Source organism: Streptomyces sp. NPDC005803, assembly GCF_040630435.1.
Classification (GTDB): domain Bacteria; phylum Actinomycetota; class Actinomycetes; order Streptomycetales; family Streptomycetaceae; genus Streptomyces.
This window is the reverse complement of the sequence record NZ_JBEXXO010000037.1, coordinates 54,770-70,680: the sequence shown is the minus strand read 5'-3', so window position 1 is coordinate 70,680 and position 15,911 is coordinate 54,770. Positions and strand designations below refer to the sequence as shown.

General features: G+C 69.1%; 11 protein-coding genes and 1 pseudogene. 4 read left to right on the top strand and 8 right to left on the bottom strand.

Annotated features, from left to right (window positions below):
- Positions 1 to 128: 128 nt before the first annotated feature.
- Together ABZ454_RS35035 and ABZ454_RS35030 are read right to left on the bottom strand one after the other, a co-directional pair.
- Positions 129 to 386, bottom strand: a complete 258-nt coding sequence (locus tag ABZ454_RS35035) for a WhiB family transcriptional regulator (protein ID WP_359543560.1) — start codon at positions 384 to 386, stop codon at positions 129 to 131.
- A 1,036-nt stretch (positions 387 to 1,422) separates the two neighbouring features.
- Positions 1,423 to 1,908: a DUF1269 domain-containing protein gene (locus tag ABZ454_RS35030; protein WP_359543559.1), complete on the bottom strand. Its 486-nt coding sequence runs from the start codon at positions 1,906 to 1,908 to the stop codon at positions 1,423 to 1,425.
- 301 nt (positions 1,909 to 2,209) lie between these two features.
- Between ABZ454_RS35030 and ABZ454_RS35025 the strand changes: the two genes are divergently transcribed.
- The 4 genes from ABZ454_RS35025 (at position 2,210) to ABZ454_RS35010 (ending at position 8,298) form a co-directional block, all read left to right on the top strand.
- Complete coding sequence (locus tag ABZ454_RS35025) at positions 2,210 to 3,952, top strand: pyruvate dehydrogenase (RefSeq protein ID WP_356322805.1); 1,743 nt, start codon at positions 2,210 to 2,212, stop codon at positions 3,950 to 3,952.
- Between the two features lie 422 nt (positions 3,953 to 4,374).
- Entirely contained in the window at positions 4,375 to 5,772 is a 1,398-nt protein-coding gene (locus tag ABZ454_RS35020; protein WP_359543558.1) for a CHASE3 domain-containing protein, read from the top strand.
- A 747-nt stretch (positions 5,773 to 6,519) separates the two neighbouring features.
- Positions 6,520 to 7,593 carry a helix-turn-helix domain-containing protein gene (locus ABZ454_RS35015; protein WP_359543557.1) on the top strand — a complete coding sequence of 358 codons (1,074 nt, stop codon included), beginning with the start codon at positions 6,520 to 6,522 and terminating at the stop codon, positions 7,591 to 7,593.
- 339 nt (positions 7,594 to 7,932) lie between these two features.
- Complete coding sequence (locus tag ABZ454_RS35010; protein WP_356322802.1) at positions 7,933 to 8,298, top strand: response regulator; 366 nt, start codon at positions 7,933 to 7,935, stop codon at positions 8,296 to 8,298.
- Positions 8,299 to 8,339: 41 nt separating this feature from the next.
- Here ABZ454_RS35010 and ABZ454_RS35005 read toward each other — a convergent pair whose 3' ends face one another.
- The 6 genes and pseudogenes from ABZ454_RS35005 to ABZ454_RS34980 form a co-directional block, all read right to left on the bottom strand.
- Positions 8,340 to 9,005: a response regulator transcription factor gene (locus ABZ454_RS35005; protein ID WP_356322801.1), complete on the bottom strand. Its 666-nt coding sequence runs from the start codon at positions 9,003 to 9,005 to the stop codon at positions 8,340 to 8,342.
- A gap of 110 nt (positions 9,006 to 9,115) precedes the next feature.
- Positions 9,116 to 9,985, bottom strand: a complete 870-nt coding sequence (locus tag ABZ454_RS35000; protein ID WP_359543556.1) for a LysR family transcriptional regulator — start codon at positions 9,983 to 9,985, stop codon at positions 9,116 to 9,118.
- A 94-nt stretch (positions 9,986 to 10,079) separates the two neighbouring features.
- A pseudogene (locus ABZ454_RS34995) lies at positions 10,080 to 10,376 on the bottom strand (ferritin-like domain-containing protein); the annotation flags it as partial.
- Between the two features lie 136 nt (positions 10,377 to 10,512).
- A complete protein-coding gene (locus ABZ454_RS34990) occupies positions 10,513 to 11,736 on the bottom strand; it encodes an MFS transporter (RefSeq protein ID WP_356322798.1) in 1,224 nt (407 codons plus the stop codon).
- 302 nt (positions 11,737 to 12,038) lie between these two features.
- A complete protein-coding gene (locus ABZ454_RS34985; protein ID WP_356322797.1) occupies positions 12,039 to 12,887 on the bottom strand; it encodes a fumarylacetoacetate hydrolase family protein in 849 nt (282 codons plus the stop codon).
- 48 nt (positions 12,888 to 12,935) lie between these two features.
- Complete coding sequence (locus ABZ454_RS34980) at positions 12,936 to 15,863, bottom strand: FAD-binding and (Fe-S)-binding domain-containing protein (protein ID WP_359543555.1); 2,928 nt, start codon at positions 15,861 to 15,863, stop codon at positions 12,936 to 12,938.
- Positions 15,864 to 15,911: the final 48 nt, after the last annotated feature.

Sequence of the window (15,911 nt, the reverse complement as noted above, 5' to 3'; positions counted from 1 at the left end):
CCCTGCGGCCGCGACGGCGCCTCCGGCACCACCCGCTGGAACAACTCCCACAACTCGTCCGGAACCAGCCGCTCAACGATCCCCACCATGACTCACAGGATACCGAGTCACCCAAATGAGATGACTTCTTAGTTCCGGTCCCGGCGCTCCCGCTCGGTGGTACCGCCCCAAACGCCGTACTGTTGACGGAACGTCTCAGCGAAGGCCTGGCAGTCCGACTTCACCGGGCAAGCAACACAAACAGCGCGCGCACCGTCTTCCCTTCGCCTGCGTGCGCTTCCTCGTTCTCGCGGTGGAGAGAAGAAGACTGAGCTCTTCATGCCTCGGCAAGCCGCTTCGGCCTGCCACTCCCAGGCGCGGAGAAGCGGTTTGGTTTCTGCTTTCATGATTCTCCCGTCCGGTGCTGCTCCTTGCTCGCCGGAGCCGGTACCAGGGTTCTGAACACGCGCCACACGCGACGCGATGCCGCCTACGCGAAAACGATGCGACGTCAAGGTCGCAAGAGATATGTGTGCTGCCCGGAGAGGACCAACGCCCCGTCCTGGTTGTGAATCGTGGCCCGCGCGGTCACCACGCTTGCCTCCTCCTGCACCCGGAGACCGGTCACGATGAGCATCGGATGGAGGATGTCCCCCGGATGTACCTCAGCCATGAATCTGACGGACATCTCCAGGAAGCGCACGGAGAATTCGCCCATGAAACGCGGGAACAGGCTGGCTTCGGCCGCGGTGAACGCAGAATTCCGTACGTCGGCAGATGCCGGCGTGGAGCACCCGTGACGCCCATCTCCGCCGGCGTCGCGGTGGGCCGAGCGACCGTCGACGGATACCGAGGGGAAGGCTCCGGCATGCGAGGCAGTCATCCTGCGACTCGGCGCTCTCAAGATGTCACCCACCCGAACTCCGCAGGACGCGTGGACCGACGAGGCCGGACGGGCCGCGGCGCCGAGAAAGGCACGGCGACGGGAATCCCTCCTGGATATTTTTTCGATCTTCATCCGCTTTCCTCATCCTGAAATGGGCCACGGTCTCGGTTCGATTCTCACGACGGTCGAAGCGAGTGCACGATGAAGTTTACGGTCAATCCGCGGCGTCTTCTTTCCCAGCATGCATACTTCTTGCTCGTGAGGGAACTCAACCGAATCACCCCTCACCACTTCCTCGGCCGCCTTCATGAAAATGGGCCGTTCAGCGCTTTTCTGCACCGAACGGCCTCTCCACGGCAACCGTGCTGCGACACTTACCGCGCTCTTTCTTGACATACCGTTGGTGGAGCACTTGCGAAAATGAGGAGCACGTCGCAGCTGGGGTCAGTGCGTCCGAGCTTTCTCATGAGGGACCACCAGTCGGCCAGACACATACGAGCGGACAACGTCACCGCCGAAGCGACGACATCCGTCCGGCCGACCGATCAGCCGGCGATTCAGCCTTCGAACACTGCCCGCAGGGCGGCCTCCTGCTCCCTGTCGAGATTCGACCGGATCAGCTCCGCGTGCTCCTTGGGAATGGCCTCCTTCACACGGTCCACCACCTCGCCCTCGGACAGCAGGAAGAGCGCTGAGGTGCCGGGCGTGACCTCGGACGTGACCGCCTTGATGAAGTCGTCGTCGATGCCCACATCCGCCAACTTGCCCCCCAGAGCGCCTGCGGCGGCTCCGACGGCGGCGCCCAGGAGCGGCATGAGGAAGATCAGGCCGAAGAGCAGACCCCAGAAGGAGCCTGACAGAGCACCCGCACCTGTCAGGTCGGTGAGCTGCTTCGTCCTGGGCTTTTTGGCCTCTGCCGGCCAACTGACGGTAGCGGCGTCCACCACCTTGATCAGCTCCTGCTTCTGCAGGTCGAGCAGTGCCCGTTCCACCTGGTGCGCGCTTTCCGGCGCGTCGAACTTCCAGACCGTCAACGTGGCCATGTCTGTACCTTTCCGGAGCGTGGTTTTCCGAGCCCAGTAAAAGCCCGGCAGAACCTGTTCCGAGCCGCACATCCCACTTTGTGCAGTGTCATGACACTTCCAGGCACGCGGAGGCAAGAATCAAGGGCGCGGAGCCGAGGCGTGCGGGTCGGCGTTCCCATCGGGGACAAGTGTCCGTTGCTTTCCGGGTCCCGGGGACCGGTGCGCTCTGAGTCCCGTAGAAGTGCACGGAGGGGAAAGGCCCCCCTTTGCCCGCTCATTAGGCTGATCCGTCCCATGACCGATCAGCAGGAGACAGACAGTGACCAAGCAAAGTGTTGCCGAGCAGTATGTCGATCTCCTGGCCCGGGCAGGCGTACAGCGCATGTACGGCGTGGTGGGTGACAGCCTGAACCCCGTGGTGGACGCCATCCGGCGGCATCGGTCCCTGGAGTGGGTACAGGTCCGCCACGAGGAAGTCGCGGCATTCGCCGCCGGCGCCGAGGCACAACTCACCGGGCGGCTTGCGGCCTGCGCCGGCTCGTGCGGGCCGGGCAACCTGCACCTCATCAACGGCCTGTACGACGCCCACCGCTCGATGGCGCCCGTCCTCGCCCTGGCCGCGCAGATACCCAGCGGTGAAATAGGCACGGGTTACTTCCAGGAGACCCACCCGGACCGGCTGTTCGCGGAGTGCAGTCACTACTCGGAGCTGATCTCCTCGCCCCGGCAGATGCCTCGCGTGGTGCAGACGGCGATCCAGCACGCGGTGGGACGGCGCGGGGTGTCGGTAGTGGCCCTGTCCGGGGACGTCGCGGAAGAAGCCGCCCCTCACGGCGGAGCCGAGCTGACGGTGCAGATGGACCGGCCCTCCGTCCGGCCCGCTGACCACGAACTCGCGCGGCTGAGGGAGTTGGTGGACGCCGCGGGAAAGGTGACGCTGTTCTGCGGCCGGGGTGTGGCCGGGGCACACGCCGAGGTGATGGCCTTCGCGGAGAAGATCAAGGCGCCGGTGGGCCACGCACTCCGCGGCAAGGAGCACATCCAGTACGACAACCCGTTCGACGTCGGTATGTCCGGCTTGCTCGGTTACGGGGCCGCCTACGACGCGATGCACGGATGCGACCTGCTGATCCTTCTCGGCACCGACTTCCCCTACTCCAACTTCCTTCCGCGGAACGTGAAGACGGTGCAGATCGACATCCAGCCCGAACGGCTGGGGCGGCGCACCCAGTTGGAGCTCGGTGTCTGGGGAGACGTACGCGAGACGCTGAGGTCGCTGACCCCGCTCGTGCGGGAGAAGACGTCGCGGCGCTTCCTCGACCAGATGCTGCACAAGCACGCGCACGCCCTGGAGAAGGCGGTCGGCGCCTACACGCACAACGTGGAGTCACTCACCCCCATCCACCCCGAGTACGTGGCGTCCGTCCTGGACGAGGAGGCCGCCGACGACGCGGTCTTCACTGTGGACACCGGCATGTGCTGTGTCTGGGCGGCCCGCTACCTCACCCCGAACGGTCGTCGCCGCATACTCGGCTCGTTCGTGCACGGATCGATGGCGAACGCCCTGCCCCAGGCGATCGGCGCCCAGTTCCTCGACCGTGGACGGCAGGTGGTGTCCCTCTCGGGCGACGGCGGCTTCTCCATGCTGATGGGTGACTTCCTCACCGCGGTCCAGTACGACCTCCCCGTGAAGGTCGTCGTCTTCAACAACTCCTCCCTGGGCATGGTCGACCTGGAGATGATGGTGGACGGGCTGCCCCCGCACGGCACCGGCTACCCGCACACGAACTACGCCGCCATCGCCACCGCCGCCGGTGCGCACGGCATCCGGGTGGAGACTCCCGGGGAGGTGCGCGGCGCTCTGCGCGAGGCGTTCGCTCATGACGGACCGGCCCTTGTCGACGTGGTCACCGATCCGGACGCGCTCGCCATCCCGCCCAGGACAACCGCCGAACAGGTCAGCGGCTTCGCCCTGTCCGCGGGCCGCACCGTCCTCACCGGCGGAGTCGGCCGCATGGTCCACCTCGCCCGCACCAACCTCCGTAACGTTCCTCGCCCGTGAGCCCGGAGCGAGGTTGACGTGGCGGCGCCGCCGTTGAAACCAGCGCAGTCGGCGAACGGCGCCGTCGACGGGTCACGCGTGCCGGAGCGGTCAGCGGCACCGGTGCCGGCATGTGGCCTCGGTAGTGGACGGGTTTCCCGGTGCCGGTGTGGCGGCGGATGTACAACCGGCGCTCCACAGCTCCCTGATCTGGCCGCGGCCCCGAACCGGTCACGGCCAGGTGCTCCAGCGCACGGCGGCGCTCCCCCGCAGATGTCTCGGAGCGCGGCCCCACACCTCGGGCAAAGGTGATATCTGCCGCAAAAGAGGTTGATTCTTACCAATAGTGCGACCTGCACGGACACTATATGGACATGTTTTCTTTCGTCCGCAGATGCGTTGCACACTCTGGTGTCTCAATCCTTTCCATCGGCAGGCGGAGTATGAACGCAGGGCGGGAACACAGAGGTCGACTGCTGGGGCTGACGAGCCTCACGATCGCGGCAAGCGGCCTGCTCGCCTTGCTCATAGGCGTCGGCTTCGCCGTCCTCATATGGGCTATCGACGACTCGAACAACGCCACATCGGCCAGACGCGCCTCCCGGTCCGCCCTCGTCGAAGCCGGAACCATGGAGCAGCTGCTCGTCGACCTGGAGACGGGGCAGCGTGGTTACGTCATCACCCAGCACGAGGACTTCCTCGCCCCGTGGGTGGCGGCGCGCGACGCACTGCCGGCGGAGACCCGGCGGTTCACCGAGAACACCACGTCCCGGGCGCAACAGCGTGCCGCCCAGCGGATCGCGCGGGGCGTGCGGTCCTTCCTCGACGTCCACTCGACTCCGCTGGTCGAGATGGTCCGGCGCGGCGACCCGGCCGCCGCCGATCTGAAGGAGACGTCCGAGGGAAAGGCCCGCGTCGATGCACTGCGGGCAGAATTCGACCGTTATGTGAAGAACGAGCGCATTCAGCTGGCAGAGCGCGAGGATGCAGCGGAAGCCAACAGCCGACAGGCCGTACTCGCCGCTGCCCTGGGGCTCGCGGCGTCGACGGCGCTCGTGGCCGTTTTCACGGTGCTCCAGCACCGCGCGGTGGTACGGCCCGTGCGCGGGGCCGCGGCAGCGGCACGGAAACTGGCCGGCGGTGACCTGTGCGTGCGGGTTCCACCCAGCAGGGTGGCGGAGATCGGAACGCTGGGCGCGTCCTTCAACAACATGGCGTCCTCCCTCCAGAACAGCCGCCGCCGCATCATGGAGAGCACCGAGGCTGTGCACCGCCGTACCGCCCGGGACCTCCACGACGGGGCACAGCAGCGCCTGGTGAGCCTGATGATCGGGCTGCGGCTGGCGCGGGAGCTGATCCCCGACACGGAGACATCCGCCGTCGACCTGTTGGACCAGTCGATCGACAACGCCCAGACGGCGATCAACGAGCTGAGGGAACTCGCCTCGGGGATCTACCCGCTCGTGCTGACGGTGAAGGGCCTGGTCCCGGCGGTGAAGGACCTGGCGTCCCGGTGCCCCGTGGCCACGGTCGTCGAGAGCAGGGACGAGCGCAGGATCTCCACGACGGTCGAGTCGAACGCGTACTTCGTGGTGGCCGAGGCCGTCACCAACGCGGTCAAGCACGCCCGGGCGTCCAGGATCGATGTCCTCGTCGAGTTCGGCGACATGCTGGGGATCACCGTCTCCGACGACGGGATCGGCGGCATGGACATGGCCCACGCAGGCAGCGGGATGACCGGTCTGGCGGACCGAGTGGCGGCCTTCGACGGCAAGCTGGCGATCGACTCACCGGCCGGCAGCGGCAGTACGATCCGGATCCAGATCCCGATTCCGGACTGATCCCTCCTCCAACCCCGCCCCTCTCGGCCCGGGCTCCGTTTCCTCGGTGACGTGGACGGCGCGGGGTACCGCCGCGCGGCGGCGAGCGCCTCGACCGTCCCGGCGGCCTCCCGTACGGAGCCGCCGACGTCCGGCATGTGCCCCCGGAGGAAGAGGGGAAGGCGGTCATGAGCAGACCCGTGTTCCCGGATCCGTCCTGTGCTCCCTCACCGTCGAGGCATCCCTACGTGTCTCTAGGGCCCGCCCCGCTCCGCAGCGTGCGTCACCCTTCTGACCTGCGGCGGAGCCGTCGAACCGGCAGACCTGCACCGGCCCCGTCCGGAGGTCGGCGGCTGCGAACCTAGGGTTTCCCCCACAGTCTCCGTAAGGCCCACCCTCAACGGCATCTCAGGTGTCCTTTACAGCCATCGGCCCCGGTGATGACAGATCCTGTGAGAACCGAAGACACCACACCTGCGAAAGCCGATGACCAGGGACGAGGGCAGCCGGTCGCTCCCTCCCTGCCCGGCGCAGCTGCGACAGCGGCCCACGACGCTCCGTGCTGCCCCGGCCCCAACGGCTCACGTATCACTGGAGGCTGCCATGATCCGCGCGACCCACTTCCCGCCGGCGACGAACGACGCTCCGAGGCCGGGTACTCATGACGGCCATGCTTCTGCCTCGACCTGGCACGGCCCCCGAAGACAGAGCGGCGAAGGAGCCGGGGACGTCGCGGGGGGCGCGGCACCGGCAGAGAGGAAGGACCTGGTGGACGCCCTGTACTCGACGGAAGGGGTGCCCGGCCACCAGCGACCGGCCTACTGGCACGACGCCGTCTCGCGCATGCTCCCCTCGGCCGACCTCTCGATCCGCGCCGACGAATGCCGGGGGACCCTCAGGCTGTCCCAGCTCGGTCCGGTGCAGGCCGTCACCATGCAGGGAAACGCCATGCGTATACGCCGGCCCGCGCGGCCGGCTGCTTCCCACCGCGACGAGTCCCTGCTGGTCGTGGCACCGGCCGAGGGGCACGTCGTCGTCGACCAAGGTGACGGAGACATCCACGTGCGTCCGGGAACGACCGCCTTCTGCGACATGGCCCGCCCGCTGTGCATCGACCTCTCCCGCGCCCATCACGTGAAGTTCCTCATCGTCCCCCGGTGGCTCCTGAGTCTGACGGAAGACGAACTGCGGCGGCTGACGGCGACACCCATCCAGGCGGACACACCGTCGGGGTCCCTGCTGTCGCTGCTGCTGACGCAATTGGTGAACACGGCTCCCACTCTGCCCTGGGGCACCGGTGAGACGCTGGTGCGCAATGTCGTCGACCTCATCTCCGTCCTGGCGGGCGAGCGGCTCCACCAGGCAGCGGACGAGATACCGGAGGCCACCCGGCATTTGTTGCCCCGGATTCAGGAGCACATCGACCTGCACCTCGCGGATCCGGACCTGACTCCCGAATCCATAGCCCAGGCCCACCACATCTCCGTCCGCTACTTGCACAAGCTCTTCGAACACGAGGACACCACGGTCAGCCGGTGGGTCCAGCGCCGACGTCTCCATGAGTGCCGCCGAGAACTGGCCCGCCGGACCACATCGAGCCGGACCATCTCCGCGGTGGCCCGCCGATGGGGATTCACCAGCGCCGCCCACTTCAGCCGCGTGTTCCGGATGACGTACGGCATGTCCCCGGCCGAGTGGCGGCGCCTGGCCCGTCAGAACTCTCCCGCGCAGGCGGCTACCCGCACGGCCACGGGGTACGAGGCCGCTCCCGGGGCGCTCTCACAGAGCGCGGACCGTCGCCCGGCGGGGCCCCGCGCCGGCGTCGGCACCGCGGCAGCCTGATCCCACGCCCTCGCCGCCCGGACCATGCCCCGCGGGGCGTGGCGGTGGATGGCCACGGCAGAAGAGACATGCCGTCCCGCACCGGTCCATGCGGCCGGAGACCGGCGTGGCACGAGCCCTCCGGCTGCCGCCCCTCGCGTCATGCCGCTCCAGGAAGTGATCCTTTTGCCGTCGTACGTCACCTGCCCCCCGACGCTTGACGCCCATGGCCCTGAAGGGGATCAGCGGCGAACATCTGCTGCTCGTGGGCAGCGCCGACGAGGATTTGTGCGCGGTGGTACACAAACCGTAGGGATCCCCCTATGGTCGGGGCGCCACCGCGCTGTGCATGCTGGGTCGATGTGCATCAACATCGTCGTCGTCGACGACGACCCCGGGTTCCGGCGCATCGCCACCACACTGCTGACGGCACGGGGCCTGCGTGTCGTGGCGGAGTCCGGCGACGGAGCCTCGGCCCTGACCACGGTGCGGGCGCATCGCCCCCACGGCCTGCTGCTCGACCTCCACCTGCCTGACCTGGACGGTCTCAGCGTGGCCCGGCAACTGGCGGAGGAGGACGACCGGCCCCGGGTGGTGCTCACCTCCACCGACGACCTGCAGTGGTCGCGGGAGGAACTGGTGAGCGCGGGAATCGAGTCCTTCGTCCCCAAGGACAAGCTGTTCGACGCTGATCTGCGGGGCCTGTTCGCGCCCTCCGCGCCCTGACGTCCGCTGCGGTCAGGGGCGTCACCGCCACTGCTCGTTCGCTACTGCCCGAGGTAACGCAGCACGGCCAGCACGCGCCGGTGCCGGCCGTCCCCGGACGCCGTCTGGCTCAGCCCCAGCTTCAAGAAGATGCCGGTCACGTGCCGCTCCACAGCCGCGATGCTGACGAAAAGCTGCTGGGATATCCCCGTGTTCGAGTGACCTTCGGCCATCAGCCCCAGCACCTGCCGCTCCTTGGGTGTCAGCGCGGCCAGCGGATCCTGCGGCCGTTTGCGCCCCAGAAGCGCCGAGATCACGTCCGGGTCCAGCGCGGAGTCCCGGGCCACCACCCGCTCGACGGCGTCGATGATGATCTGCGGGCTGGCCACCTTCTCCTTGAGGAGGTAGCCCACTCCGCTCGGATCGTCCCCGACCAGGTCGAGCGCGTAGGAAGCGTCCAGGAACTGGGACAGGACGATGACCGCGGTCTCCGGTCGCTCGGCGCGGATCTTCCGGGCGGCCTCCAGGCCGTCCGCCTCCAGGTTCGGCGGCATCCGGATGTCGGTGATCACCACATCGGGGAGGTGCTCCTGCGCGGCGTGCACGAGGTCCACCGCGTTGTCGACGGCCGCGACCACGTCGATGCCCGCCTTGCGCAGGATGGCCGCGATGCCTTCGCGCATGATCGGCTGGTCTTCTCCCAGCACCGCCCGCAGTGGTTTGCCCATGGCCGCATCCTAAGGGCTGGCCCGTAATCCCTGGCGGGCGCACGACGACAGCTACGGCACCTCGCCGCGTCGTCGCAACGCCCGAATACATTTAGTATGCGGACGTCCGGTCAGGCGAGGTGCCGCAGCAGAGCGGCGACGGCGGGGGACGGCTCCCCGGGCGGGCGTACCACCATGACCTTCCACCGGGGCGCATGCCGGCTGATGGGGTACTGGCGCAGGTCGGGGAAGCGGTCGGCAATCGACAGGGGCATGATGCAGACGCCCAGGTCGTTGCGGACCAGCTCGGCTGCCGCGACGATGTCGTTCACCTCGAAGGTGGTGGCACGGTCGACGCCCGCGGCTCGGAAGGAACGGTCGACCGCGTAGCGGATGGCCCAGCCCGGCGAGAAGTCCACCAGCGGCAGACGGGCGATGTCGTCGAGTTCCACTCCGCTGTCAGGCGTCGTCCCGGAGAGGGTGCGGCTGGGCGCCGCGAGCACCACCATCTCCTCCTGGGACAGCAGTCGGGTGGTCAGACCACGCTGCTGCTGGCGGTCGAGCGCCACGACCGCCAGGTCGACCGATCCGTCCCGCAGCGCCTGCCGGATGTCGGAGACCGCGGCCTGGCGCAGCTGGACCACCACGCCCGGGTGCTCACCGCGCAGCCCTGCGAGGGCGTGGTGGAGTCCTGCCCACACCCCCTGCATGGTGCCGACCGTGACGCGGCCCCGCAGCTGTCCCCGGACCGCGCTGACTGCTTCCTCGACCGCCTCCGCCGCGTGCAGGGCAGCCCTGGCCGCGGTGACGAACGCTTCGCCGGCCGGGGTCAGGGCGACTCTGTGCGTGGTGCGGTCGAACAACGGGGTGCCGAGTTCCCGCTCCAGGGACTTGACCGTCCCGGACACGGCCGACTGCACGACGTGCAGTCGCCGGGCCGCGGCTGTGAAGGTACCCGCCTCGGCCACCGCGACGACGACCTCCATCTGTCGCAGATCCATCATGCGCTCCTGATCGAGGACTCCCCCGCCGGACGGGGGCGGCCGTTGTCGGGCCGGGCGACATCGTAGGTGGCCGTGGCGGTCCGGCGTCCACTCAGACGCGTACCAGCGGGGTGTCGACCAGATGCTCGGCGAGGAACCACACCTGGAGTTCGCCGGTCCGGATGATCTGCGAGACCAGCAGGTCGTTGGTGCCGTCGTCGCCCATCTCGTCGGCGCGGGCGGCGGCGTCGTGCGCCTCGACGAGGATCGTCTCGTGGGCCTCCAGCAGACGGGAGAGCATCGCCGGGACCTCCTCGACGCCGTCCGGGGGCCGCGGGACCGACGTGATCTCGGCGACGTGCCGGGGGTCGCCCACCGCGACGCCGCCCAAGGACTGCACGCGCTCGGCGGGTCAGGCATCCGGCGTCGCGCGGCGAGGTGTGCGCGGTCGGAGCGAACCCGTGCACCTCAGGACAATCCGGCGACGACGACCGGCCAGCCTCGGCTGGCTGCTGAGCGAGTGACGTCCGCCGCGTTCGGTCAGGTCAGCCGGCGGCGCCCAGCCGCGGCCGGCGTTCGAAGGCCCAGTAGACGAGCGCGATCAGCGGGAGGGCCCCACCCAGCACGGTCACTCCGCTCCAGCCGGCCGCTTCGTAGACGACCGTCCCGAGCTGGGATCCGATCGCGCCACCGGCGAAGAACATCGCGATGAAGACGCTGTTGAGTCGGGAGCGGGCACCGGGGTCGAGGGCGTAGATGGTGTGCTGACCGAGGATCAGCGTGGTCTGGACCGCCACGTCGACGAGGATCGCGGCGAGGGCGAGCAGCACGATGCTGTGTCCGCCGAAGCCCGCGAGGGCGAAGGCCAGGGCGGCGGCCACGAGGGCGATGCCGGTGGCGGGGCGCGCGAGTCCGCGGTCGGCCCAGTGCCCGGCCAGCGGGGCCACTGCGGCGCCCGCGGCGCCGACGAGGGCGAAGACGCCCACCCCGACTGCGGAGTAGTGGAAGCGGGGCCCGGTCAGGACGAAGGAGACCGTGGTCCAGAAGGCGCTGAAGACAGCGAACATGGCCGCCTGGTACAGGCCTCGGCGCCGCAGCACCGGATGCGTGCGCAGGAGCTGGAAGGTGGAGTGCAGTACGTGGTGGTACGGGACGGAGGTGGTGGGGGCGTGCTGCGGCAGGGCGGCGCGCAGGGCTACCGCGAGGACGGCCATGAGGACGGCGGAGCCGAGGAAGACCACCCGCCAGCTCGTCACGTCGGAGAGCAGGCTGCTCAGGGTGCGGGAGAGGAGGATGCCGGTGAGCAGACCGCTCATGACGCGGCCCACGACGCGCCCCCGGGCGTGGTCGGGCGCGAGGCTCGCGGCGAACGGCACGAGTATCTGGGCGACCACCGAGGTCGCTCCGCTGATCATGGAGGCGGCGATGAGCACGGGGAAGTTCGGGGCGAGGCCGGCCACCACGAGCGCCACGGTGGTGATCGACAGCAGGACGGTGACGAGCTTCCGTTTCTCCAGCCGGTCGCCGAGCGGCACCAGGAACAGCATGCCGACGACGTAGCCGACCTGGGTGAGCGTGATCAGGGAACCGGTCGTCGCCGTGCTGACGCCGAACACGTCACTCAACGAGGACAACAGGGGCTGGGCGTAGTACAGGTTGGCGACCGTCAGGCCGCTGGCCACGGCCAGCAGCGCGATGAGCCAGCCGGGTACGTCCCGAGCGGGGCTCGCCGTCGGGGAGGTGGCGGAGTGCTTGCTTGTGCTGGACATGTGCACCTTCTTTCGTCACACATCTGCAACCAGCACCCCAGGCCGCCCCTTCCTCACCCAGCGCGATGGTGCGAGATGTCAGTTATCTCGATGGCAGATGGGAGGACCCGCGGCGCGCTCACCACCGGAAAAGCCCCGGGACAGACCCGGGGAGGACCGGGCAGGTCCCGGGGAAGCCCGTTCTGAGGGGCTACAGGCCGGTCGTATCGTTCCCGTGGTGCTGCCTTGACGTCGCGCCCGGCTGAGCGTGGGAAGCGGCTTCGGCGCGTGGGCCGCGCGCCGCCCCCGCCCGCTCCGGGGGCTCAGGCCGGAAGCATCCGCTGGCGCAGTTCGCCGATGCCCTGGATCGAGCTGACGAGTTCGTCACCGGGCCGCAGCCAGCGCTGAGGCGTGCGGCCGAGGCCGACACCTGCGGGCGTACCCGTGTAGATGACGTCGCCGGGGAAGAGCGTCAACACCTGCGACAGCTGCGCTATGAGCGCCGGGACGGAGAAGATGAGCTGCCGGGTGGAACCCCGCTGGACCTGTTCGCCGTTGATGCTGCAGGTGAGTTCGAGCGCGTCGGGGTCCTCGAAGTCGTCCGGGGTGACCAGGACCGGACCCATGGGTGAGAAGCCCGGGTAGGACTTGGCGAGACCGAACTGGGGAGCCGGGCCACTCATCTGAAGGACGCGCTCCGACAGATCCTGTCCGACGGTCAGGCCGGCGACATGGTCCCAGGCGTCCGCCTCGCGCACTCGGCGGGCCGTCCTGCCGATGACTGCGACCAGCTCCACCTCCCAGTCGGTGTGGCCGCCCTCGGGCAGCACCACGTCGGAGAGGGGGCCGGTGATGCTGCTGACGAACTTGGTGAAGACCGGCGGCATGCCCTCGGGCTGGGTGTACCCCGCCTCGTCGACGTGCTCGCGGTAGTTCAGTCCGATGGCGAGGAGCTGGCGCGGAGCCGGGGCCGGGGCGCCGAGGTCGGCCGCGTCGTAGGGCCGGCCGGCGTCGCCGAGGTCGGCCTGCGCGGCCCAGGTCCTGAACTCCTCCCACCGCTCGTAGATCGCCTGCGGGTCGGCCGGGAAGCGGTGACCGCTGGCATCGTGGACATCCACGGCTCGCTCGCCCAGGACCAGCGTCAGTCGTCCGGACAGATTGGCGATTCGCATGAGGTTTCTCCTGTGCTGGCTTCTTGCGGAGGGCGGGGGGCGCCGTGCTCAGTCGGGCCGTGTGACCCTTTCGAGGAGCAGCAGCACCGACTCGTAGGGGCGGCCCGTGACGTGCTCCATGCCGATCTCGCACGTGCGGTTCGCCGAGAGGTAGGCGTCGTGGTCGCCCGCCAGGACCTCTTCGGCCTCATGCGCCGTGGCCGACTCCGCCAGCTCCTTGTGGAGCATGCCGCGGTCGCCGGCGAATCCGCAGCACTCCGCGTAGACCGGGACGGTCACCTCGTGGGCCACGAACCGGGCCAGCTCGTCGAGCTGCTCCACGTCGCCCAGGTGCCGCATGGAGCACGTCGGGTGGATGACCGCGCTGTCGACCTTGCGGGCGGCGGTGAGATGGGGCAGGAGTTCACCGGCGGCCCATACCAGTGAGTCGATCACGTCGAGCTTCTCGTGCTTGCGCCTGTTCTCCGGCGTCAGGTACGGGATGATCTCCCGTCCGATGCCCAGAGTGCAGGACGAGGCGTCGACGACGAGGGGCAGCCTGCCGCCGTCCGTCCACTCCCATGCCCGTTCGACGGTCTGGTTGGCCATGAACCTGTTGCCGTCGTCGTAGCCCTTGGAGTGCCAGATCGTGGCACAGCAGGAGCCGACGATGTCGGAGGGGACCCAGACGGGGCGGCCGGCCCGCTCGGAGAGCTTCACCACGGCGTCCGGCAGGGAGAGATCCTCCCCGCCCTCCGGTCCGGCGAAGATCCGGTTGACGCAGGCTACGAAGTAGACGGCGACGGCTCCCTCACGCTGCGTCAGGGGCAGGCCGGAGGAGGCGGGTCCGGGGATCGCGCTGATCCACTCCGGCACCAGGTCGGGGGTGACCGCCTTACGGGCCACGGCGGTGGCACGGGTGAGCACGCCGTCCTTGACGTGCCCGGCGACGCCGAGCGCGGCGCGGACGGCCTTCTCCACGGTCGCGAAGTGCTCGGCGACCCGCTCGGCGTTCCGCTCGGCGACGTCACCGTGCCTCTGGTGCCGGAACTCCTTCATCATGGCGCCGGTGTCGATACCGACCGGGCAGGCGATCTTGCACGTCGAGTCGCCTGCGCAGGTGTCGACGGCGTCGTATCCGTACGACTCCAGCAGGCCGTCGGTGACGGGTGAGTCGGCGGGCTGGCGCATCATCTCGCGTCGGAGCACGATGCGCTGCCGCGGTGTCGTCGTCAGATCGCGGCTGGGGCACACCGGTTCGCAGAAGCCGCACTCGATGCAGGGATCGGCGACGGCTTCGATGGTCGGGATCGTCTTCAGGTGCTTCAGGTGAGCGCGGGGGTCCCGGTTCAGCACCACCCCCGGCGCGAGCACTCCGTGCGGGTCGAGGGCCTGCTTGACGCGCCACATGATCTCGGTGGCCTGGGAGCCCCACTCCGACTCCAGGAACGGTGTCATGTTCCGACCGGTGGCGTGCTCCGCCTTGAGGGAGCCGTCGAACCGGTCGATGACCATGGCGCAGAACTCGTCCATGAACGCCGCGTACCGCTCGACGTCTTCGGGCCGGGCCGCGTCGAAGGCGAGCAGGAAGTGCAGATTGCCGTGGGCCGCGTGTCCGGCCACCGCCGCGTCGTAGCCGTAGCGCCGCTGCATCTCCAGCAGCGCCTCGCACGCCTCGGCCAGATGAGTGGGAGGAACGGCGAAGTCCTCGGTGATCAGCGTCGTCCCCGTGGGCCGGGCCTTGCCCACGGCTGTCATGAACGCCTCTCGGGCGTGCCAGTAGGTGCGCACGGTCCGCGGGTCGGTGACGAAGTCGTTCGTCACCGACGGTACCGGGGTCACCAGGGTGAGCCCCTCGGCCACTTCGGCGGCGGCCCGCCGTTGGGCGAGGTGGTCCTCTTCGGTCGCGGCACGGAACTCGACCAGGAGCGCGGTGTTCTCCTGCGGAATGTCCCGCCAGTCCCCGGGTACGCCGTCCACCTCGGCGCAGGCACGCAGGGTGTTGCCGTCCATCAGCTCGACGGCGCGCGCCCCGGCCCGGTTGAACTGCTGCACCGCGGCGGCGGCGGCAGGCAGGTCGGGGAAGAACAACAGCGCCGTGCAGGTCTTCCGGTCCAGCGGGACGGTGTCGAAGACGGTCTCGGCGATGAAGCCCAGAGTTCCCTCGGAACCGACCATGAGACCGCGGAGGATGTCCACGGCGGTCGTACCGTCGAGGAAGGCGTCCAGCCGGTAGCCGCTGGTGTTCTTCAGCTCGTACTTGGCACGTATGCGGGCGACCAGCCCGGCGTCGGCCTCGATCTCCTCCTTGAGCGCGAGCAGAGCCGCGTGCAGGTCCGGTTCGGCGGCCCTCAAGCGGGTCTCGGCGTCCGGGCCGGCCGTGTCGACGACCGTTCCGGACGGCAGGACCGCGGTCAGTGAGGACAGCAGACGGTAGGAGTTGCGGGTGGTGCCGGCGGTCATGCCGGAGGCGTTGTTGGCCACGACGCCGCCGACGGAAGCCGCGATGGAGCTGGCGGGGTCGGGGCCCATGAGCCGGCCGTGCCGGGAAAGCGCGATGTTGGCCCGGCCGATGGTGGTGCCCGGTTTGATCCGCGCCCTGGCACCGCCGTCGATGACGTCCACTCCGGTCCAGTGACGGCGGACGTCCACCAGGATGTCGTCCCCCTGGGCCTGTCCGTTCAGGGAGGTGCCGGCCGCGCGGAAGACGACGTGCCGACGGTTCTCCCGGGCGTAGCGCAGCACGGTGGACACATCGCCGATGTTCTCGGCGATGACCACGACGCGGGGCACCAGGCGGTACGGGCTGGCGTCGGACGCATAACGCACCAGGTCGGAAATCTTGTGCAGGACCTTGCCCGCGCCCAGTTCCGCGAGCAGCGCGTCCCGCAGCCCGTCCGGCGTACCGGACGCCTGGTCGTCGGCCACCCGGTCGACGGACGGTCCCTCCACGGTGTGGGGGCGCAGCATTCCAGGCTTCGGTTCGAGCAGCGGCATGGGTGTTCTCTTCCTCCCGTTTCGTTGGCTGGTGCTGTGGCCCCGTGC